General features: G+C 70.1%; 4 protein-coding genes. All 4 read left to right on the forward strand.

Going from position 1 to position 3805, the window contains the following annotated elements; translation table 11 throughout:
• The first annotated feature begins 498 nt into the window (after window positions 1–498).
• Window positions 499–705 carry a hypothetical protein gene (locus AC2W7C_RS14635; RefSeq protein WP_486002074.1) on the forward strand — a complete coding sequence of 69 codons (207 nt, stop codon included), beginning with the start codon at window positions 499–501 and terminating at the stop codon, window positions 703–705.
• 111 nt (window positions 706–816) lie between these two features.
• On the forward strand, window positions 817–1344 hold the full coding sequence (locus tag AC2W7C_RS14640) for a DEAD/DEAH box helicase family protein (RefSeq protein WP_486002075.1): 528 nt from the start codon (window positions 817–819) through the stop codon (window positions 1342–1344).
• Window positions 1345–1512: 168 nt separating this feature from the next.
• Window positions 1513–2793, forward strand: coding sequence for a beta-ketoacyl-ACP synthase II (fabF, locus tag AC2W7C_RS14645; RefSeq protein ID WP_486002076.1), 1281 nt, complete (start codon window positions 1513–1515; stop codon window positions 2791–2793).
• Window positions 2794–3805, forward strand: a 1012-nt coding sequence (mltG, locus tag AC2W7C_RS14650; protein ID WP_486002077.1) for an endolytic transglycosylase MltG, incomplete at its 3' end; no start/stop codon positions are given.

Consider the following 3805-nt stretch of genomic DNA (forward strand, 5'->3'; position numbering starts at 1 on the left):
GCCTGGGCGGGCGGACGTCGCGTCGGGCCTGCCGGGCGCCCTGACCGGTGCGCTGGTAGGCCAGGTAGGCCTGGACGCGGGCGCCGGATCCTCGAACTCGCCGGACGGGTTCGGCGCGCCCGCGTCCGGTCGTATCTGCTCGATCAGCCAGCGCGCGGGTCGGCGGCGACGGTGTCGATCTCCGCGGCGCCGGCGCCCAGGCCGAAGCGGGTCAGGGCGATGGCGGCGGCGGTGCGAGCGTCGTCTCGAGGGGGCATGGCGTCCTCTGTCGTGCACGTTCCGCTCTTCCACGTCCGAAGGGGCGGAAGTCCGTCGGTGGCCTGTCCGTGACGCGCCGAGCATCGGCGAGTGGGACACACTCCCATTTGAAGACCAGTCAATCTATTCTGACGATCCGCAACCAGAGGTCGTTGCGGACGATGCGGCTTGGTGCTTCGATATTAGTCCAAATTAGGAACCGATATGGGCAGTCCTGAGCGTCCGGCGAGATTGCGCGCGGTGAGCCTCGCGCTCATCCTGGCGGGCGTCGTCGCATATCTCGGCTTGCGATCGTTGTTTCTGGATCACTGGATCGCCGTGACGATGTTCGGCGCCCTGAAATGGGTCGCGGCGGGCTGCTACGCGGCGATCGCAGCGATCGCGCTGGGCGTGGTGATGCTCCTCGCTTCCATTGTCGTCAGGCGGCCGCCCGGCGCCAGGGGGTGACCCGCCGCTATGGCGCTCCCCCTGCAAGGACTGAGGCCCGCTGAAAGCCCGCCGGATGAGGGCGACCGCGCAGGGCTGGCTGGCCGCCCTTGCATGACGCTATGACAGGCTATGCAGTTGGTCTTCATCTACGGTCAGGTCGCGGCGGGAAAGTTGACGATCGCGCGAGAACTCGCGGCTCGCACCGGCGTGGCCCTCTTTCACAATCACCTTGTTGTCGATGCGGTGGGCGCGGTTTTTCCGTTCGGCTCCGAGCCTTTTGTCCGCCTTCGCGAGAAGTTCTGGCTCGACGTCATCAGGGAGGCTGCGGACGCCGGGATCTCGCTGATCTTCACGTTCGCCCCGGAGCCGACGGTCAGTCCCACCTTCCCTGAACGGGCCGCCGCAGCGGTGGCGCAGGCAGGCGGTTCGACCCTGTTTGTCTCGCTGGAGGTGGCTCCCGACGTGCAGGAGCGGCGTCTTGCGGCGCCCGATCGCAAAGCCTTCGGCAAGATGACCTCGCTGCCCCTGTTGCAGGGCCTGAGGCCGGAGTTCGTGCGGTGCTTCGCCGAAATGCCGCCGGCGGACCTCGCGCTGGACACGACGCGAATGACCCCGGCGGAGGCCGCCGCCGTCATCGCCGAGCGGGTGACGGCCTAGGGTCGAAAGCGGAGGTTCGGCGGTCGCCGCCGAGAGTGTCCGCCTGGCCATATCCCCGGCCTTCGCCTCTCCGCCGCCGCCCCCGATCCCTCCGTTCTCCCCCGCCTAGCCCTGCGCCCCCGCACTCCCTATTCTCCCCCGCGAGATTCACTGTGAGGGAACGCAGGAATGCGTCGCGTCGTCGTCACCGGCCTTGGCCTTCTGACCCCGCTGGGCTGGGGCGTTGAGCACACCTGGAAGGGCATCGTCGAGGGTCGGTCGGGGATCGGGCCGATCACCGCCTTCGACACCGAGGGCTACGGCTGCACCATCGCCGGCGAGATCCCGACCGTGGACGGGCGCGGCGGCGGCTCGGCCGACATGCCCGGCGCCTTCGACCACGAAAAGGTCATGTCGCCCAAGGACCGCAAGCGGGTGGACGACTTCATCGTCTACGCCATCGCCGCCGCCGACGAGGCCCTGGCCGACGCCGGCTGGAAGCCCGAGACGGACGAGCAGAAGGAGCGGACCGGCGTCATGGTCGGCTCCGGCATCGGCGGCCTGGGTCCGATCGCCGACACCGCCATCATTTTGAAAGAACAGGGGCCGCGCCGCGTCAGCCCCTTCTTCATCCCCTCGGCCCTGATCAACCTGACGTCCGGCCAGATCTCGATCCGCCACGGCCTGAAGGGGCCCAACCACTCGGTGGTCACCGCCTGCGCCACCGGGGCGCACGCGATCGGCGACGCCGCGCGGATGATCGCGCTCGACGACGCCGACGTCATGGTGTGCGGCGGGGCGGAAAGCTCCATCGTGCCCATCGGCATCGCCGGCTTCCTGGCCTGCAAGGCCCTGTGCACCGCCTTCAACGACGCCCCCGAGAAGGCCAGCCGGCCTTACGACAAGGACCACGCCGGCTTCGTCATGGGCGAGGGCGCCGGCATCATGGTGCTGGAGGAGTATGAGCACGCCAAGGCGCGGGGCGCCAGGATCTACGCCGAGGTCGTGGGCTACGGCATGTCGGGCGACGCCTATCACATCACCGCCCCGTCCGAGGACGGGGAGGGGGGCTTGCGCGCCATGAAGGCGGCGCTGAAGCGGGCGGGGCTCCAGCCGTCGGACCTGGACTACGTCAACGCCCACGGCACCTCGACCATGGCCGACTGGATCGAGCTGCACGCCATCGAGACCCTGGTCGGCGATCACGCCAAGGGTCTGGCGGTCAGCTCGACCAAGTCGATGACCGGCCACCTGCTGGGCGCCGCCGGGGCGATCGAGTCGATCTTCTCGGTCCTGGCCATCCGCGACCAGATCGCGCCCCCCACCATCAATCTGGACAACCCCGAGGAGGAGACCGCCATCGACCTGGTCCCCCACAAGGGCAAGCCGATGAAGATCGACGTGGCGATGTCCAACTCCTTCGGCTTCGGCGGCACCAATGCGAGCGTCATCTTCAGGAAGGTGGCCTAGGTGTTCCGTCGGGGGGTGGAACGCACGCCGCCGGGCCGCAAGACCGCCTTCCTGGCGGCGACCGCGACCTTCAGCCTGTTCCTGATCGCGGCCCTGGTCGCCGCCTGGAGCGTCTTCTACGCCCCCGGGCCGGCGGCCCGCGAGGGCGACGCGACCATCGTGACCCTGCCCAGCGGGGCCGGGGTCAGCGCCATCGCCGCCCAGCTGAAGGCGGCCGGGGTGATCCGCTCGACCGACATGTTCAAGGCGGCCGCGACCCTGACCGGGGCCGACCGGCGGCTGCGCGCCGGCGAGTACGAGGTGCCGTCTAGGGCTTCGCTGCGCTCGGTCATCGTCCTGCTGGTCGAGGGCAAGGTGGTGCGCCACTACGTGACCCTGCCCGAGGGCTGGTCCTCGGCCCAGGCCGTGGACATCCTGATGGCCCAGCCCCTGCTGACCGGTCCGGTGGACGAGGTCCCGGAGGAGGCGACGCTCTGGCCCGACACCTATGAGATCTCGCGCGGCGAGACCCGCGCCTCGGTGATCGCCCGCATGCGCCGGGCGCGCGACCAGAACCTGGCCCGCCTGTGGGCCGCGCGCGGGCCCAACAGCGTGGTGCGCACGCCGGAAGAGGCCATGAACCTGGCCTCCATCGTCGAGAAGGAGACCGGGATCGCGGCCGAGCGCCCGCGGGTGGCCGCCGTCTTCTCCAACCGCCTGCGCGCCGGCATGCGGCTGGAGAGCGATCCGACCATCATCTACGGCATCACCCGCGGCCGGCCGCTCGGCCGGGGCATCCGCCGCTCCGAGCTGGACGCGCCCAATCCCTGGAACACCTACCAGATCGACGGCCTGCCCCCGACGCCCATCGCCAACCCCGGCGCCGAGGCGATCGCGGCGGTGCTCAACCCGCCCGCCACCGGCGAACTGTTTCTTCGTCGCCGACGGGACCGGCGGTCACGTCTTCGCCCGCACCTACGACGAGCACCTGGCCAACGTCGCGCGCTGGCGGCCGTCGAGCGCCAACGCGCCG

The sequence above is a fragment of the Brevundimonas sp. CURTG3B2_SDJG genome, assembly GCF_057364705.1.

Coding starts and splice junctions, on each gene's coding strand:
- AC2W7C_RS14640 (WP_486002075.1), top strand. CDS start 817: ATGCAGTTGGTCTTCATCTACGGTCAGGTCGCGGCGGGAAAGTTGACG.
- fabF (WP_486002076.1), top strand. CDS start 1,513: ATGCGTCGCGTCGTCGTCACCGGCCTTGGCCTTCTGACCCCGCTGGGC.